This is a genomic window from Bordetella bronchiseptica (assembly GCF_900636925.1).
Taxonomy (GTDB): Bacteria; Pseudomonadota; Gammaproteobacteria; order Burkholderiales; family Burkholderiaceae_B; genus Bordetella; species Bordetella pertussis.
Map to the genome: position 1 here is coordinate 736,663 of NZ_LR134326.1, position 15,372 is coordinate 752,034.

Sequence of the window (15,372 nt, forward strand, 5' to 3'; positions counted from 1 at the left end):
CGGCGCTCAGGGCGCCGCGGCCAGTTCGAACGCGCCGTTGCTGACCGTGAGCATGCGCACGCTTTCCGCCTTGGCGCCGAAGTGGTCTTCGGGGCCGTAGGCGTAGATGGCGGTCACGCCCACGTAGCGCTCGCCTTTCTCCAGCTGCGCGCGCAGCGCCGCCGGGTCGCTGCCGGCCGCGCGCATGGCCTGCAGCAGCAGGTTGGCCGAGTCGTAGCCATTGCCCGAGAACGTGGCCGGCGGCTTGCCGTATTTCTTGGTGTAGGCGGCCACGAACGATTGCAGCCCGGCCTTCTGCGCGTCATCGGACGGCAACGACCCGGCGACGTACAGCTTGGACGATGGCAGCAGGATGTCGTTGGCGGCCTCCCCGGCCAGCCGCAGGTAGTTGAAGTCGTTGGCGGCGTGGGTAAGGTAAAGCGGCGTATCGATGGCCAGCGCGCGATGGTTGCGGGTGGCGATGGCCAGGCCGGGGCCGGTGGCCCAGATCACGATGGCCTGGGCCGGGCTGCCGCGCAGCTTGGTCAACTGCGGCGTCATGTCGGTATCGGCGTGGCCGAAGGTCTCGGTGGCCACCACCTGCACGCCGTATTGGGCCGCCAGGCGGTTGAGCGTATCGCGGCCGTTGGTGCCGAACGCGACGTCCGAGTGCAGCATCGCCACTTTGGTGATGTGGCGCGCCTGCATGTCGCGCAGCATCACTGTCTGCACGATCTCGTCGGTCAGCGGCGCGATGAAGGTATAGCGCCGCTTCTCGGGCGGCAGCACGATGCCGCGGCTGGCGCCGTTGGCGATCATCGGCACCTTGGCGCGCTCGATGACGTCGGCCACGGCGAAATTGGAGCCCGAGCTTACCGGGCCGATGACGGCGGACACCTTTTCCTGCGACAGCAGCCGGCGCGCGCCGGAGACGGTCTTGGTGTTGTCGCTTTCGCTGTTGACGTTGACCAGCACGATCTTGCGGCCCTGTATGCCGCCCGCGGCGTTGGCCTGGTCGATGGCCAGCTGGGCGCCTTCCAGCGTGGGCTGCCCCAGCGAGGCGATGGCGCCCGAGGTTTCGAGCAGCGCGCCGATCTTGATGTCCTGGCCCAGCGCGACGTGCGCGGGGCCGGCGGCCAGCGCCGCGACCGCCATGATTTTCCACAGTTTCATTGTGATTCCCCTTGTTGGTGCTGCGCCATGAATTCGAGTGCGTGAGCGAACAGGCCGGGGTCGGCCGTCCAGATACCGCCGCCGATGCGCCCGGCCGTGCCCAGGCTGTCGAGCATGCCCAGCGCCACCACCGGCGCCTTGCCGGTGGCGGCGACGGCGCGCGCAGCCAGCCCCATGCGGGGATGGCTGCGTTCGAATGCGGGGTGGGCCGGGCCGAGCAGGGCGGCGCCCAGCGCGGCGGCCGGCTCGGGCATGTAGGCGCCCAGGGCCTGTTGCTGCGCCGGTGAATGCGCCATCGCCATGGCGCCCAGGCCCAGGGCCTCGACCACGGCGCTGTCGCCGATGGCCGGCAAGGGCTGCGCGCCGGACAGGCCGGGCTCCAGCGCGCCGCGCGGCGCGCCGCAACGCCGGCTGAACCAGCGTCCCGGCAGCGCGGCCAGCTGGATGCCGGCCTCGCGTCCATTGCCGCCCATCGCGGTCACCAGGCTGCTGCCGGCCATGCCTTCGGCCGCCGACAGCATGCATTTGGACGCGGCCATCCAGAGGTTGAGGAAAAAGCCCGGCGATTGCGCCAGGTAGTCCGCCACCGCGCCGTCCTCGGGCGCATGGCCGAGCGCGCGCAGGCTGGCCGCCAGCGCCTGCGTGCCGGCCAGGGTGCGTCCATGGCAGTCGTCGCCCGCGGCAAGGGCCTGGTCGGCCAGTTCGACCAGGTCGATGCCGGCCTCGCAGCCGGCCCTCAGCTGCTCGGCAAAGGGCCCGTTGAGCCAGCGCAGGTGTTCGGCCACTTCCGTCTCCGGGCGGCCCAGCCGGATCGGCCATCGGTTGCCGCCGTTGAGCGCGGCATGGCAGGGCGCGGCGCGGCCCGCCGCGTCGCGCACCACCTGCACGTGCTGGCTGGGCGACAGGATGGCCGCCAGCGGCACGACGCAGCGGTGGTCCTGCGCCGGCGCCAGCCGGATGGCGCCGGTGCGCACGCCGTACAGCGCGTCGGCCCGGTCGACGGCCCAGCCTTCGTACAGCGCCGCGTTGACGATGGAGTTGAGCATGGGCCACGGGATCTCGCCGTCGCCGGGCAAGGGCGGGCCGGCGTGCAGCAGCGTGCGCTGCGGGTACGCGAAGGCCTCGCGCGCCGGCAGCAGCCCCGCCAGCACGGGGCGCACCGCCGTCACGGCGCGCCAGGCGGCCGCGTCGCGCGGATCGAGGGTGTCGAGGGAATTCATGCCTGCCTCCGGGTCGGGGTGTCGGCGCCTTCCCAGCCCAGGAAGGCCTCGCCGATGTCGCTGCGCGCCAGCAGGCTGGCGCTGGTGTCCTGCGCCACCAGCCGGCCGTTGACCAGCACATAGCCGCGGTCGGACACTTGCAGCGCGGCGCGCGCGTTCTGTTCGATCAGCAGCACCGTCAGGCCGCGCTCGGTCAGGCGCGGCAGCGATTCGAGGATTTCGCGCGCGATCTGCGGCGCCAGGCCGAACGACGGCTCGTCCAGCATCAGCAGCTGCGGGCGGCTCATGAGCGCGCGTCCGATCGCCAGCATCTGGCCCTCGCCGCCGGACAGCGTGCCGGCCTGCTGGTGCATGCGCTCGGCCAGGCGCGGAAACAGCGCGGTGATTTCCTCCATGACCTGGTTCATCGCCGCCACGGTCTCGCGCCGCGGCGCCAGCAGCTGCATGACGCCGCCGCGGCGCACGCAGGCGTAGTGGCCCATCATCAGGTTCTCCCGCACCGTGAGGCTGGGAAACAGCGAGCGCCCCTCCGGCGCCAGCGCGATGCCGGCGCCGGTGCGGGCCTCGGCCGGCACGCCGGCCAGGTCCGCGCCGCGAAAGGCGATCCGGCCCGCCTGCGGGCGCAGCAGCCCGGCCACCGCCTTGAGCAGGGTCGACTTGCCGGCGCCGTTGGCGCCGATCAGCGACACGATCTCGCCCTGGCGTACCTGCAGCGATACATCGGACAGCGCCTGCAGCGCGCCATAGCGCACCGACAGCCGGTCGATCTCCAGCACCGTGGCGGCCTCGGCGTTGGCGGCCTCGGGGCGCAGGCCCGGGCGGATCTCCGTGTTGCCGAGGTAGGCGGCGATGACGGCGGGATCGGCGCGTACCGCCGCCGCTTCGCCCTGCGCCAGGATGCGGCCATGGTTCAGGACCACGATGCGGTCGGCCAGCCGGCCCACGAAGGCGAGATCATGCTCGACGAAAACTACCGTGGCGCCGTTGGCGCGGATCTGCTCGATCGCGCCCGCCAGCATGTCCTTCTCGACGCTGTTCAGGCCCGCACCGGGCTCGTCCAGGTACAGCAGCCGCGCGCCCGAGGCCAGGGCGCGCGCGGCGGCCAGCAGTCGTTGCTGGCCGGCCGTCAGCTGGGCGGCCGAGGTATCGGCCAGCGCCGCCATGCCGACCGTCTTCAGATGCATCATGGCCTGCTCGGACAGCGTCTGCGCCGTGCCCGTCTTCCAGCCCAGGCCGGCCAGCCCGGCCAGAAAGCCGCTGCCGCTGCGCCGCACGCCGGCGGCCATGACGTTCTCGCGCACCGTCAGCGCGGTCAGGATCTCGGCGGCCTGGAAAGTGCGCGCCAGGCCGCGCACGTTCACCTCGTGAGCGGGCAGGCCGGTCACGTCCTCGTTCTCGAAACAGACCTTGCCCTGGCCGGGCGCAAGCGCGCCCGAGACGATGTTCAGCAGGGTCGACTTGCCGGCGCCATTGGGGCCGATCAGGGCGAGGATTTCGCCGCGGCGGACCTGGAACGACACATCGTCCAGGGCCTGCAGCCCGCCGAACCGGATACCCACGCGCTGGACGTCCAGCATGATTGCGGAGCTATTCATAGGACATTGGCCTTGATGACGGGCGCCTTGGCGCGGTTGGCCCGGCGGGCGAGCAGGTGGCGCAGCGCGTTGCCCAGCCTTTGCACCGGGAACAGCATGGTCAGGATCAGCAGCAGGCCGTACAGGATGACGTCCAGGTGGCCGAACGATTTCATGCCCTCGCTGACCAGCACCACGAAGAACACGCCGACCAGCGTGCGCCAGGTGCCGGTGAAGCCGCTCAGGGCCACGATCAGCAGCAGCTTGATCGACAGCGCCACGTTGAACGGATCCGGACTGATGTAGCCCATCCAGAATGTGTAGAGGCCCCCCGACAGTCCGGCCAGCGCCCCGCTGGCCATCATGATGAGCTGCTTGACGCGCGCCGGCGCGATGCCGATGGAACCGGCCACCAGCTCGCTTTCGCCCACCACGCGCAGGGCCAGCCCGAAGGGCGAGCGGATCAGGTTGTCGGCCAGGATCAGCGCGACGATGACGGCCAGCCAGCCCAGCACGAAAAAGGCCGGGTCCGAGGCCAGTTCCAGGCTGCCCACCTTGAGCACGCCCGCCACGCTGATGCCGTCGGGGCCGCCGGTGACGTCGTGCCATTCGACCAGCACGGTGTGGACGATCATGCCCAGCGCCAGCGTCGCCATGGCCAGGTGGTGGCCGCGCAGCCGGAACACCAGCTTGCCCACCGCCCATGCTGCCGCGCACGCCAGCGCCGCGGCGAACAGCACGGCCAGCCATGGATCCATGTCCCAGCGCTGCGAGGCGATGGCCGCGGCGTAGGCGCCTATGCCCACGAAGGCGGCGTGTCCCAGCGAGATCTGTCCGCAATGCCCGACCAGCAGCGACAGGCCGATGGCCGGCAGCGCATAGATCGCACAGACGACGAACAGGTTGATCAGATAGGCGTTGCCGGTGGAGTAGACCGCGGCCAGCAGGGCCAGCGTGAGCACCAGTGGAAGTTTCTTCATCGCTTCACCTTGTCGAATTCGCCGAACAGTCCGCCGGGGCGCACCAGCAGGAAGGCCAGCAGCAGGACGAACGCGATGGCGTTCTTGAACCCCGAACTGATGTAGCCGGCCGAGAAGGCCTCCAGCAGCCCCAGCAGCAGGCCGCCGGCGGCCGCGCCCACCGGGTTGCCGAAGCCGCCCATGATGCAGGCGACGAAGCCCTTGATGCCCAGCGCCGCGCCGCTGTCGTACTGCATCAGCGCGATGGGCGCGATGATGATGCCGGCGATGGCGCCGACCGCGCCCGACAGGAAGAAGCCCAGGCCGCGCATCACCGACGAGGGAATGCCCATCAGCGCCGCGGCCTGCGGATTCATCGCACAGGCGCGGAAGCTGCGGCCCAGGTACGTGCGGGTGAGAAAGACGTACAGCACCGCCATCAGCACCACGCTGGTGCCCAGCACCCAGAATGCCTGGGGCTGCATCGACACGCCGTACACGCTGATCGGCGTCGAGCCGGAGAAGGCGGGCAGCGACTGGGCGTCGGTGCCCCAGGTCACCACGGCGAGTCCCTGCAGTACCACGCTGATGCCTATGGTGATGATGATGCCGCGGATCGCGTGGCTGCCCACCGGGCGCAGCGCAAAGCGCTCCAGCACCACGCCCAGCGCGCCGACCAGCAGCACGCAGGCGACCACGGCCAGCGGCAGGGGAACGCCGGCCGCCAGCATCGAGGCGGTTGCCAGCGCGCCCAGCATCGAGGCCTCGCCCTGCGCGAAATTGACGATGTTGGTCACGTTGTAGACGGCGGTAAAGCCGATGGCGACCAGGCCGTAGATGCAGCCCACCACCAGGCCCGAGACGAGGTACTGCAGGAACTCGGTCATCATGTGGTCCTTTTGTCGGTGCCGTCGGACGGCGTCTCCATCCACGATTCCGAGAACGCCAGGAATGCGGAGCTCTTCTTGCCGCCGTCGAAGTTGCGCGTGGTGACGCGGCCGCGCAGCGGCTTGCCGTTGAGGGTGATGCTGGCGTCGGTCGCGTCGATGAACAGGCTGTACATCTCATGGCGGCCGGTGGGTCCTTTCTCGGGCGGCATGTCCACCGCGTAGGGCTCGGTCAGGCCGTCCCAGGTCAGCACCACTTCGATATCGCGCGAGCGCAGGATCTCCTGGTAGCGCGAGCGCGTATCGCCGGCCGAGCGCGCCTCGGTCAGCGGCAGGTAGCTGATCGCCTCGGTGCCGGCCGAGACGCGGAATGAATTGAAGCGCGCGAAGAACTCCTTCATCAGATAGCGCGCCAGCGGCTCGTTGTCGGTGATGCAGACATTGCAGGCCTGCGGCAGGGTCGCGGCGATATCGGGCTGCTCCAGCAACAGCACGCCGCGGCCCATGCCATAGGGCGAATAATTGATGTGGAAATACGTCGCCAGGCCGGTCCATGGACCGTCGTCCTGCTCCTTCAGGTAGATGCCGGGGTTGTCGCCGGTCCATGCCACTTTGCCGGGATGTACGGGTGAGCTCATCTTGGGTGTCCTGTAGTGGGTGACGAAGGGATGCGAGGGCCGCCGTGGCGGCCGGCCCTCATTCGGAGGTGGCGGTGCTGGCCTGTTCGGCGGCGTAGGCGCGGATGCGTTCGCGCACCTGTTCCGGGCGATCGGCCTGTTCGTGGTGGTCGCCCTTGACGACGATGGCGGTGATGGCCTTGCCGATCTCGCGCACGCAGGCCGCGTCGTCGGTGTCGGCGGGCGGGATGCTGACCACCGTGTCGTGGGCGTAGGTGGGCGTGGCGCCGTTGGCGCGCAGCGGCGAGATGGCGGGCGCCTCGCCGTTGGCGATCTTGCGCGACTCGCGCCGCAGCAGCTGCCGCAGCATGGCCACGCCGCGGTCGCAGCGGGTGAGGTTTTCCATCGCGTGCACGGCGATCGGGCGCTGCGAAATCTGCGCGTCGTAATCGCCCGGCATGCGCTGGCGGTCGGCGTAGGGCCGCTCGCCGTTCTGGCCGAAGAAATCCACCGTCTCCACGCCGCACAGGCTTTCGTCGGCCAGGCCGCGCGGGTCGGCATCCGGGTGCATGTGGCGCCAGCCTATGATGCGGCAGGTGTGGTCGTCGATCGGCGTGGTCCAGCGCGTGATCGCCACGCGGGCGAATTCCTTGGGCGTCAGCCCGTCTTCCCAGATGTGGCCGACCTGCGCCAGGTTGGGCAGCACGATGTCGTTGGAGCGCACCCACACCTTGTCTTCCCAGCGGCGCGACGTGACGTAGATCATGCCGGTGGGCGTGGGCACGAAGTCCATTTCGGGCAGCTCGCCCCAGGCCTCGGCGAATTGCGTGAAGCTGATGCGCGTATGCAGGAACACGGCGTGCGCCGGGTCCATCACGTTTTCGTGGACCTGCAGCCAGTTGCACGGGTACGTAATACAGTAGGGCACCAGGCGGTCGCCGGGGATGTCGTACGTGTCGTAGACCGGGAACTCGGGCTTGTCCGCCGGCGGGCCGAAATACCCGAAGATGATGCCCCGGTACTCATGCAGCGGATACGCGCCGTGGCAGACATTGAAGCGCAGCTGCGAGTCGGGCGGGTCTCCCGGGGTTTCGAGGATCTGCCCGTCCACGCCGAACAGCCAGCCGTGGTAGCAGCAGCGCAGGCCGTTTTCCTCGCAGATGCCGAACTCCAGCGACGTGCCGCGGTGGCTGCAGTGCTTTTCGAGCAGGCCGGGCTTGCCGTTGCGAGCGCGAAACAGCACCAGGTCTTCGCCGAACATGCGCACCGCCGTGGGCAGTTCGCCCAGTTCCTCGGATAGCGCCACGGGCTGCCAGAAGCGCCGCAGGTACTCGCCCATCGGCGAGCCTTTTTCGACACGGGTCAGGTCGGCGTTCTCGGCCGGCGTCTTGTCCCGTTCATATGCGGAATACGGTTTGACGAGTACGATTTTCTTTTCCATGTTTCGCGCCATAGGAAGGTTGCAGGAACATGGAATGCACTCTAGGAAAAAAGCGCGGCGCGCGAAAATAATTAAAACGAACCAACCAGATCCGTTTTTTTAAAGCAGCACGAAAAGGGGGATTGCGCGCCGGATATTGGTGCGCAGCAGCACCGCCGCGGTGCCCCGGGGATGGCCGGTCGCCGGCGCGCGCGCACGGCGGCGCCGCGCTGCGGCGCCGCATCCAGCCACGAATTTGCGTCAGCGTTGCGGGTTGCTCAAGTGCGAGGTGTCGAGCACATCGTCTTCGGGCGTAATGACGCCGGGATCGCCGGGTTCGGCAATGGCCCGGCCGCGCCGGGGCATGCCGGCCACCTGGGGGGCTTCCTCGGGCATGGGCATGACGTCCGTGCCCTTGCGCGCGTTCACCGGACGGTGTGGCCAGGATTGCGCGTGCGGGTCTGCGGGTTGGGAATCGCGTGCGGTCTTGGTCATGATGGCTGCTCCAGAAACAGGTGCGTCATCGAGTCATGCGGGCTGTATCGGGTGCCTGTCCCCGCTGAGACAGATACCGTCTTGGCCGTCAACCGTTCATGGCGTAGAGCGGTGTGCCTGTCCCAGTGGGGACAGGCACACCTCGCCGCGGATGCCAGCCCCGGTCGGGACAGGCACCCGGTTCCTGCGGGGACAGGCGCCGCGAGGAGCCGAGCCGGTTCTGCATACATCCCATCTTAGGCCGGCGCGCCCGCCCGTATCCAAGCGTTTTGCAAGCGGCTGTTGCAGCTTGTGCCGCCTATAATCGGGGCGCGACGCTTCCGGTCGCCCGCCGCCTGCGCCGTGGCGGCGCCACGCCTCCCGTATCCCATTCCCATCGCCTTGACCGACGCACTCGACAGATCCGTTTCCGCCGAATTGGTAGCCGTCCTGGTGGCGGTGACGCAAGGAGAGCCGCGCGTGCTCACCACCGAGGACGCCCGCGCGCTGCCGGCCGGCCCGTTCGAACTGGCGCACCGTTCGCTGCAGGCCGGCCTGCGCGCCTGGGTGGAGACCCAGACGCATCACCCGCTGGGCTATGTCGAACAGCTTTACACCTTTGCCGACAGCGACCGTTCCAACGAGGCCGGAGCGCGCGTCATTTCGGTCAGCTACCTGGGCCTGACGCGCGAGGCCGGCGCCACCGGCGTGGCGCAGGTGGGCTGGCAGCACTGGTATCGCTACTTTCCATGGGAAGACTGGCGCGCCGGCCGGCCGGCCATCATCGCCGACGAGATCGCGCCCCGCCTGCTGGCCTGGGCCGGGGCGGGCGCCGACGCCGCGGCCCGGGCGCAGCGCCGCCAGCGCGTCGCCCTGACCTTCGGGCTGGATGGCGCGGGCTGGAACGAGGACATGGTCCTGCAGCGCTACGAGCTGCTGTTCGAGGCCGGGCTGGTGCCCGAGTCGCGCCACCCGGACGCCTCGGGCCTGCCGGTGGCGGGGCAGTCGATGCGGCACGACCATCGCCGCATCCTGGCCACCGGCATTGCGCGCCTGCGCGCCAAGATCAAGTACCGGCCGGTGGTGTTCGAACTGATGCCGCCCGAATTCACGCTGCTGCAGCTGCAGATGGCCGTCGAGGCCCTGGCCGGCCGCGGCCTGCACAAGCAGAACTTCCGCCGCCTCATCGAACAGCAGGAACTGGTCGAGGAAACCGGCGGCATGGCCAGCGGCGCGGCGGGGCGCCCGGCCAAGCTGTTCCGGTTCCGCCGCGACGTGCTGCTCGAGCGCGCCATCGCCGGCAGCAAACTGCCGCTGGCGCGGCAATTCTAGGCGGCGGGGGGCGAAAAATGCTTGACAGCGCTTTATGCTCAGGAATAGCATAATTAAACACAGCCCCTGTGGCCATTTTTTTGACCCTTAAATACTCATTATGAGCATAAATATCGGGCAGGCGGCCCCTCTCGCCATCGACGCCGCGCCGACGCTCCGTACGGCGCCCGCTCCCTTGCCGCAGGTCATGCTCGAGCCGCTGGTGCGCGCGGCGCTGCTGGAGGACCTGGGCCGTGCCGGCGACATCACGACCGACGCCATCGTGCCGGCGCAGGCGCGCGCGCAGACCCGCCTGGTGGCGCGCCAGGCCGGGGTGCTGGCGGGGCTGGACCTGGCGCGCCTGGCGTTTCGCCTGGTCGACCCGGAAATCGAATTCCATGCCTTGCTGCCCGACGGCGCGCAGTTGCAGCCCGGCGCCGAGATCGCGCTGATCCGCGGCCCGGCGCGCGGCATGCTGACGGCCGAGCGCACGGCCCTGAATTTTCTCTGCCACCTCAGCGGCGTGGCCTCGGCCACCGCGTCCATCGTGGCGGCCATCGGCGCCGGCCATACCAAGGTGACCTGCACCCGCAAGACCATGCCGGGCCTGCGCGCGGTGCAGAAATACGCCGTGCGCGTGGGCGGCGGCAGCAACCACCGCTACGGGCTGGACGATGCCGTGCTGATCAAGGACAACCACGTGGCGATCGCCGGCGGCATCGACGCCGCCGTGCAGCGCGCGCGGGCGGCCATCGGCCACATGGTCAAGATCGAGGTCGAGGTCGACACGCTGGAGCAATTGCGCGTCGCGCTGCGCCTGGGCGTGGACGTGGTCCTGCTGGACAACATGGACCTGGACACCTTGCGCGAAGCGGTGGCGCTGGTCGACGGGCGCGCGGTCACCGAGGCATCGGGCCGCATCACGCCCGAGACCGCGCCGGCGGTGGCCGCCACCGGGGTGGACCTGATGGCGATCGGCTGGCTGACCCATAGCGCCCGGGTGCTGGATATCGGCCTGGACAGCTAGCCAGTTCCCGGGGCCGCGGCCCTTTCCTGTTCCGTTTTCTCAACCACGGCGCCCCGCCATGCGGGGCGTTGCGACCCGTTGCACCCATGACGACCATGAAATCACGAGTCTCGATCCTGTTGGCCGGCTGCCTGCTCGGCGCCGGCGCGGCCGCGGCGCAAGCGCCGGCCACCTATCCCGACCACGCCATCACCATTGTCGTGACCTTCCCGCCCGGCGGTGGCACCGACCTGCTGGCCCGCAAGCTGGGCGCCGCCATGCAGCAGCGGCTGGGCCAGCCGGTGGTGGTGGAAAACCGTCCGGGCGCCAGCGGCAATATCGGCGCGCGCGCCGTGGCCGAGGCGCGGCCCGACGGCTATACGCTGCTGATGGTCAACAGCTCGTTCGCCGTCAACCCCGGGGTGTTCCGCAACCTGGATTTCTCGCCCACGCGCGATTTCACGGCGGTGATCAACGTCGCATATGTGCCCTCGGTGATCGTGACCGCCGAGCCGGCCGGCGATGCCGGCCTGCCGGAGCGGCTGCGCCAGGCGGACACGCAGAGCCGCACGCTGGCGTTCGCCTCGTGCGGCAACGGCACGCCGCAGCACCTGGCCGGCGAAATGCTGCGCCAGGCCAGCGGCGCCTGGTTGCAGCACGTGCCGTATCGAGGTTGCGGCCCGGCGCTGACGGACGTGCTGTCGCGGCAGGTGCCGCTGGGCATCGTGACCGCGTCCAGCGCGGCGCCGTTCATCCATGCGGGCAAGTTGCGCGCGCTGGCGGTGACCTCGGCGCAGCGCTCGCCGCTGCTGCCGGACGTGCCCACCGTGGCCGAGCAGGGCGCGCCGGGCTATGAGCTGGACCAGTGGCATGGCCTGCTGGCGCCGGCCGGCACGCCGCCGGCGGTGATCCAGCGCCTGTACGAGGCGCTGTCGGCCATCGTGGCCGAACCCGCCATGCGCCGGGAGCTCGAATCGCTGGGCTTCAACCCGGTCAGCGAAGGCCCGGAACGCTTCGAGGCGCTGGTGCAGGCCGACATCGCCCGCTTCGCCGCCTTGACGGCGCGCATGGGGCTGCGCGCCGACTGAAGGCTCAGGCCGCGGCCGGTACCTGCGCCTCGAGCTGCTGCTTGAGTTCGGCGGGCAGCTTGAGCTGGCGCGCCAGCTCGTCCAGGTAGGCGCGTTCCATGAAGCTCTGCTCGTCGGCCACCAGCAGGCTGGCCAGGTACATTTCGGCCCCCATTTCCGGCGTGCGCGCCTGCTGGGCGATGACGGCCGGGTCGAGCGGGCGGGCCAGTTCGGCCTCCAGCCAGGCACGGTCGCCGGCGTCGCCGGACAGCTTGGCCAGTTCGGTTTCGAGCAACTGGCGCTCGTCGGGGCCGATGTGGCCGTCGGCCTTGGCCGCGCCTATCATGGCCACCAGCACGGCGTTGCTGTGCTGCTCGGCCTGGGCGGGCGGCAGGCGGTCCAGGGTCTGCGGCGCCGGGGCAGCCGCGCCGCCGGCCTGGTTGCGCTGGTACTGGTCGTAGGCGCGATAGGCCAGTGCGCCCAGCGCCGCCATGCCGCCGTACATGGCGACCTTGCCGCCGATCTTGCGGGCCTTCTTGCTGCCCAGCAGCAGGCCCAGGGCGCCCGCGCCCAGCGCGCCGCCGCCCAGGCCGGCCAGGAACGTACCCTTGCCGCCCTGGGTGGCCTGCTGCGCTTGCGCGCCGGCGCCCTGCATCAGGCTCTGGCCGGACTGCAACAACTGATCGAGTAATTGACGGGCGCTCAATGTGGACTCCTGTGTCTTGCGTGGAATTACCGTCTGACTGGCGGTCTGCCAAATAGTTCAGCCGGTTGTCAGGCGGCGCCCATGGTACAAAACCTGGACGCGCAGCCAGCGGGGCCGCGCCTGAACGGAGACATCCCATGACGATCCAAGTGCGCGCCAACACCCCCGGCGGACTGCAGTACACCGCCACCGCCGAAGGCCACGAACTGCCGCTGGCCATGCCGCAACCGCAGGGCGAAGGGCCGGACCCGCACGACTATTTCGACACCGCGCTGGGCGGCTGCAAGGCGTTGACGCTGATGGTGTACGCCCAGCGCAAGGGACTGCCGCTGCAAGCGGTGGACGTGGATGTGGTGCGCGACGCCAGCGAAGAGCGCAAGGGCATCTACCGCCTGACCGCCAAGCTGAAACTGCATGGCGACCTGGACGACGCGCAGATCGACGAACTGCTCAAGGTGGCCGACAAGTGCCCCCTGCACAAACTCATGACCGCCACCGACATCCAGGTGTCGACGATCGTGGTGGAGTAGGGGGGACAGATACCGTCTTGGCCGTCAAGCGTCGATGGCGTACAGCAGTGTGCCTGTCCCGGCGGGGACAGGCACCCTCCCTGCGGGGACAGGCACCGGAGGTCGGATTTGGCCGGTGCCAGTCCCCCTACGGGGACAGGCACCGGAGGGATCAGTTTTCCATTCCCGGGACGACGGTCGAGAAGCCGGCGTCGACGTGGGTGATTTCGCCGGTGATGCCGGCGGCGAGGTCGGACAGCATGAAGGCGGCGACGTTGCCGACGTCTTCGATGGTGACGTTGCGGCGCAGCGGGGCGTTGGCTTCGACGAACTTCAGGATCGACGAGAAGTCCTTGATGCCGCTGGCGGCCAGCGTCTTGATGGGGCCGGCCGAGATGGCGTTGGCGCGGATGCCGCGCGGGCCGAGGGCGGTGGCCAGGTAGCGCACGCTGGCTTCCAGCGAGGCCTTGGCCAGGCCCATGGTGTTGTAGTTGGCGACCACGCGCTCGGAGCCCAGGTAGCTCAGGGTCAGGACCGAGCCCTTGCGGCCTTCCATCAGCGGCAGCGCCGCCTTGGCCATGGCTGGGAAGCTGTAGGCCGAGATATCGTGCGCGATACGAAAGTTCTCGCGCGACAGGCCGTCGAGGAAGTCGCCGGCGATCGCTTCGCGCGGCGCGAAGCCGATGGCGTGCACCAGGCCGTCCAGGCCGTCCCAGCGCTTGCCCAGTTCGGCGAAGGCGGCGTCGATCTGGCTGTCCTCGGCCACGTCGCAGGGCAGCACGATGTCGCTGCCGAACGAGGCGGCGAATTCGGTGATGCGTTCCTTGAAGCGGTCGCCCACGTAGGTGAACGCCAGGTCGGCGCCCTGGTCGCGGCAGGCGCGCGCGATGCCGTAGGCGATGGATCGGTTGGAAAGCACCCCGGTCATGAGGATGCGCTTGCCGGCGAGAAAGCCCATGTTGATGTCCTTTGATTGCCTTGCGGAAAGGCCGCTATTGTAGGAATTTTAGCGGCTTGGCGGACGGGCGCCGGCGCGGGGCCGGCGCGCCTGGTCAGCCGCGCGTGCCGGTGCCCGGGATGCGCAATTGCGAGCCCAGCTTCAGGTTGTTGCCCTTGAGGTTGTTCAGGGCGCGCAGCGCACCGACCGAGGTGCCGTATTTGCGCGCCAGGCCGAACAGGGTGTCGCCCGAGCTGACCTTGTGGGTGCGCACGTTGGGGCGCGCGCTGGCCACGCGCGCCGGCGCCTTGCCGCGCGGCGCCGCAGCGGCGCGCGGTTCGCCCACGTTGTCCAGCGCGCCCACCGGCGGCGACAGCGACGCCAGCTGGATATTGGCGGCGCCGTCTCCGCTGGGCACGCCCGGGATCAGCAGCGCCTGGCCGGCGGCCACCTTCCGTTTCGAGCCGATGTCGTTGCTGGCGCGCAGCTTGGCCTCGCTGATGCCGAAGCGCTTGGCGATGGCGGCATAGCTTTCGCCGCGGCGCGTATGGTAGACCTTCCAGGAACTGAGGTCGCCCTTGTAGTTCTGCAGGTTGGCGTTGAAGCGGTCGGCCCGGTCGGCCGGCAGCAGCAGGGTGGGGGCATGCTCGCCGCGGATCAGGGGACGGTTGAACGCGGGGTTGAGCGCCTTGAATTCGTCCAGCGGCATTTCGGCCAGCCTGGCCGCCAGCTCGATGTCGATGTCGCGGTTCTTCTGCACCGCGACGAAATACGGGGTGTTCTCGACCGGCGGCAATACCACCGCGAACTTGCGCGGGTTGGCGATGATGTTCTTGATGGCCTGCAGCTTGGGCACGTAGTTGCGGGTCTCGTCGGGCATGTTCAGCGACAGGTAGTCGGTGCCCAGGCCGGCCGCCTCGTTCTTGGCCATGGCGCGTTGCACCGAGCCCTCGCCCCAGTTGTACGAGGCCAGCGCCAGGTACCAGTCGCCCTGCATCTCGAACAGCTTTTCCAGGTAGTCGAGCGCGGCGTAGGTCGAGGCGATCGGGTCGCGGCGCTCGTCGCGCCACCAGTCCTGCTTGAGGTTGAAATGCTGGCCGGTGGTGGGAATGAACTGCCACAGGCCCGAGGCTTGCGAGCGCGACAGGGCGGTGGGGTTGTAGGCGCTTTCGACGAAGGGCAGCAGCGCCAGCTCGGTGGGCAGGCCGCGGCGGTTGATTTCGTCGACGATGAAGTACAGGTACTTGCCGGCCCGCTCGGCCATGCGCTGCACCGACTCGGGGTGCGACGCGTAGTAGTCGGTCCACTCCTGGGCCAGGTCGGTGTTCAGGTTGGGGATGGCGAAGCCGCGGCGGATGCGGTCCCAGGCGTCGCTGGGGGGGCTGGTGAGATCGACGGTGCGGGAGGTGTCTTGGGCGATGTAGCGGTTGCTGGAGGGACCGGCGGCCTGGTTCTGTTTTGCGGTGCCGGCGCAGCCGGCAAGTACGGCGAGGAACAGGGGTAGCAGGAGGCGGAGAAATCTCATGGGCGGTG

At 69.4% G+C, this 15,372-nt stretch carries 15 protein-coding genes; 4 read left to right on the forward strand and 11 right to left on the reverse strand.

All coding sequences use genetic code 11. The features are described from left to right. Positions 1–6 precede the first annotated feature (6 nt). The 8 genes from EL288_RS03490 to EL288_RS03525 all read right to left on the reverse strand — a co-directional run bounded on the left by EL288_RS03490 (position 7) and on the right by EL288_RS03525 (position 8,324). Positions 7–1,152: an ABC transporter substrate-binding protein gene (locus tag EL288_RS03490; protein ID WP_003814767.1), complete on the reverse strand. Its 1,146-nt coding sequence runs from the start codon at positions 1,150–1,152 to the stop codon at positions 7–9. Continuing rightward, positions 1,149–2,372, reverse strand: a complete 1,224-nt coding sequence (locus EL288_RS03495) for a YlbE family protein (protein ID WP_003814765.1) — start codon at positions 2,370–2,372, stop codon at positions 1,149–1,151. The genes EL288_RS03490 and EL288_RS03495 overlap by 4 nt, the downstream gene beginning before the upstream one ends. After that, positions 2,369–3,967: an ATP-binding cassette domain-containing protein gene (locus tag EL288_RS03500; protein WP_003814764.1), complete on the reverse strand. Its 1,599-nt coding sequence runs from the start codon at positions 3,965–3,967 to the stop codon at positions 2,369–2,371. Before EL288_RS03500 ends, EL288_RS03495 begins: the two co-directional genes overlap by 4 nt. Beyond that, entirely contained in the window at positions 3,964–4,926 is a 963-nt protein-coding gene (locus EL288_RS03505; RefSeq protein ID WP_003814761.1) for a branched-chain amino acid ABC transporter permease, read from the reverse strand. Before EL288_RS03505 ends, EL288_RS03500 begins: the two co-directional genes overlap by 4 nt. Beyond that, entirely contained in the window at positions 4,923–5,792 is an 870-nt protein-coding gene (locus EL288_RS03510; RefSeq protein ID WP_003814759.1) for a branched-chain amino acid ABC transporter permease, read from the reverse strand. Before EL288_RS03510 ends, EL288_RS03505 begins: the two co-directional genes overlap by 4 nt. Further along, positions 5,792–6,430: a hypothetical protein gene (locus EL288_RS03515; RefSeq protein ID WP_003814756.1), complete on the reverse strand. Its 639-nt coding sequence runs from the start codon at positions 6,428–6,430 to the stop codon at positions 5,792–5,794. The genes EL288_RS03510 and EL288_RS03515 overlap by 1 nt, the downstream gene beginning before the upstream one ends. 58 nt (positions 6,431–6,488) lie before the next feature. Next, complete coding sequence (locus EL288_RS03520; RefSeq protein ID WP_003814754.1) at positions 6,489–7,850, reverse strand: aromatic ring-hydroxylating dioxygenase subunit alpha; 1,362 nt, start codon at positions 7,848–7,850, stop codon at positions 6,489–6,491. 240 nt (positions 7,851–8,090) lie between these two features. Continuing rightward, positions 8,091–8,324 (reverse strand): hypothetical protein, encoded by a 234-nt coding sequence (locus EL288_RS03525; protein WP_003820674.1) that lies wholly within the window; start codon positions 8,322–8,324, stop codon positions 8,091–8,093. Positions 8,325–8,666: 342 nt separating this feature from the next. Between EL288_RS03525 and EL288_RS03530 the strand changes: the two genes are divergently transcribed. From EL288_RS03530 to EL288_RS03540, 3 genes are all read left to right on the forward strand, one after another. After that, positions 8,667–9,635: an NUDIX hydrolase gene (locus tag EL288_RS03530; protein WP_003814748.1), complete on the forward strand. Its 969-nt coding sequence runs from the start codon at positions 8,667–8,669 to the stop codon at positions 9,633–9,635. A gap of 100 nt (positions 9,636–9,735) precedes the next feature. Beyond that, positions 9,736–10,641 (forward strand): carboxylating nicotinate-nucleotide diphosphorylase, encoded by a 906-nt coding sequence (nadC, locus tag EL288_RS03535; RefSeq protein WP_003814746.1) that lies wholly within the window; start codon positions 9,736–9,738, stop codon positions 10,639–10,641. A 95-nt stretch (positions 10,642–10,736) separates the two neighbouring features. After that, entirely contained in the window at positions 10,737–11,708 is a 972-nt protein-coding gene (locus tag EL288_RS03540; protein WP_003814745.1) for a tripartite tricarboxylate transporter substrate binding protein, read from the forward strand. A 4-nt stretch (positions 11,709–11,712) separates the two neighbouring features. Here the strand turns inward: EL288_RS03540 and EL288_RS03545 are convergent, their stop codons facing one another. Then, positions 11,713–12,393: a tellurite resistance TerB family protein gene (locus EL288_RS03545; protein WP_003814743.1), complete on the reverse strand. Its 681-nt coding sequence runs from the start codon at positions 12,391–12,393 to the stop codon at positions 11,713–11,715. A gap of 137 nt (positions 12,394–12,530) precedes the next feature. On the opposite strand from EL288_RS03545, the gene EL288_RS03550 reads away from it, so the two are divergent. Further along, positions 12,531–12,923 (forward strand): OsmC family protein, encoded by a 393-nt coding sequence (locus EL288_RS03550; protein ID WP_003814742.1) that lies wholly within the window; start codon positions 12,531–12,533, stop codon positions 12,921–12,923. A 151-nt stretch (positions 12,924–13,074) separates the two neighbouring features. On the opposite strand, the gene fabI is transcribed toward EL288_RS03550, so the two are convergent. Further along, the gene (gene fabI / locus EL288_RS03555; RefSeq protein WP_003814739.1) at positions 13,075–13,860 is read right to left on the reverse strand and encodes an enoyl-ACP reductase FabI; all 786 of its coding nucleotides are present in this window, start codon (positions 13,858–13,860) and stop codon (positions 13,075–13,077) included. Between the two features lie 94 nt (positions 13,861–13,954). Further along, on the reverse strand, positions 13,955–15,364 hold the full coding sequence (locus EL288_RS03560; RefSeq protein WP_003814738.1) for a transglycosylase SLT domain-containing protein: 1,410 nt from the start codon (positions 15,362–15,364) through the stop codon (positions 13,955–13,957). Positions 15,365–15,372: the final 8 nt, after the last annotated feature.

Coding starts and splice junctions, on each gene's coding strand:
- EL288_RS03490 (WP_003814767.1), bottom strand. CDS start 1,152: ATGAAACTGTGGAAAATCATGGCGGTCGCGGCGCTGGCCGCCGGCCCC.
- EL288_RS03495 (WP_003814765.1), bottom strand. CDS start 2,372: ATGAATTCCCTCGACACCCTCGATCCGCGCGACGCGGCCGCCTGGCGC.
- EL288_RS03500 (WP_003814764.1), bottom strand. CDS start 3,967: ATGAATAGCTCCGCAATCATGCTGGACGTCCAGCGCGTGGGTATCCGG.
- EL288_RS03505 (WP_003814761.1), bottom strand. CDS start 4,926: ATGAAGAAACTTCCACTGGTGCTCACGCTGGCCCTGCTGGCCGCGGTC.
- EL288_RS03510 (WP_003814759.1), bottom strand. CDS start 5,792: ATGACCGAGTTCCTGCAGTACCTCGTCTCGGGCCTGGTGGTGGGCTGC.
- EL288_RS03515 (WP_003814756.1), bottom strand. CDS start 6,430: ATGAGCTCACCCGTACATCCCGGCAAAGTGGCATGGACCGGCGACAAC.
- EL288_RS03520 (WP_003814754.1), bottom strand. CDS start 7,850: ATGGAAAAGAAAATCGTACTCGTCAAACCGTATTCCGCATATGAACGG.
- EL288_RS03525 (WP_003820674.1), bottom strand. CDS start 8,324: ATGACCAAGACCGCACGCGATTCCCAACCCGCAGACCCGCACGCGCAA.
- nadC (WP_003814746.1), top strand. CDS start 9,736: ATGAGCATAAATATCGGGCAGGCGGCCCCTCTCGCCATCGACGCCGCG.
- EL288_RS03540 (WP_003814745.1), top strand. CDS start 10,737: ATGAAATCACGAGTCTCGATCCTGTTGGCCGGCTGCCTGCTCGGCGCC.
- EL288_RS03550 (WP_003814742.1), top strand. CDS start 12,531: ATGACGATCCAAGTGCGCGCCAACACCCCCGGCGGACTGCAGTACACC.
- fabI (WP_003814739.1), bottom strand. CDS start 13,860: ATGGGCTTTCTCGCCGGCAAGCGCATCCTCATGACCGGGGTGCTTTCC.
- EL288_RS03560 (WP_003814738.1), bottom strand. CDS start 15,364: ATGAGATTTCTCCGCCTCCTGCTACCCCTGTTCCTCGCCGTACTTGCC.